This is a genomic window from Vibrio sp. 1978, from assembly GCF_033344345.1.
This window is the reverse complement of the sequence record NZ_JAWPOP010000843.1, coordinates 1-560: the sequence shown is the minus strand read 5'-3', so window position 1 is coordinate 560 and position 560 is coordinate 1. Positions and strand designations below refer to the sequence as shown.

At 44.3% G+C, this 560-nt stretch carries 1 pseudogene; it reads left to right on the top strand.

Annotation, left to right across the window (positions count from 1 at the left end):
* Positions 1-441 (top strand): annotated as a pseudogene (gene exsA, locus R8N49_RS29420) (type III secretion system transcriptional regulator ExsA); the annotation flags it as partial.
* Positions 442-560: the final 119 nt, after the last annotated feature.

Here is a 560-nt window from a genome sequence, read left to right as displayed (position 1 = left end):
TCGTACCCAGACGCCATCATGCGTTTGAAGTACGAAGAAATGCTGATTCTATTGCTGCACAGTCAAGGGGGCGAAGTCCTCTATGCCTTGCTATCGCAGCAAACTAACCGAACCTCAGACCGCTTACGCCGCTTTATGGAGCAGCACTATTTGAAAGAGTGGAAGCTGACGGATTATGCTCAAGAATTTGGTGCCAGTCTCACAACCTTTAAAGAGCTTTTTAATGAGCACTATGGCATCTCTCCAAGAGCTTGGATCAGTGAGCGTCGCTTATTGCACGCACACAAGCTTTTGCTGACGAGCAAAATGAGCATTGTCGACGTGGCAATGGAAGCGGGATTTTCCAGCCAATCTTACTTTACTCAAAGTTATCGACGTCGCTTTGGCACTACGCCAAGTAAGGTCCGTTCCGGTGATGAGCAAGTCGCCATCGCTAATTGAAATGACTTATGACTAAAATTTTCTGACTAATTTTGAAAGTCACCGACGGACATAAAATTCTATTATGTTCAGCGTAAGAACGAATAATTCAAATTTATTACATCCCTTTCATTCTGGAG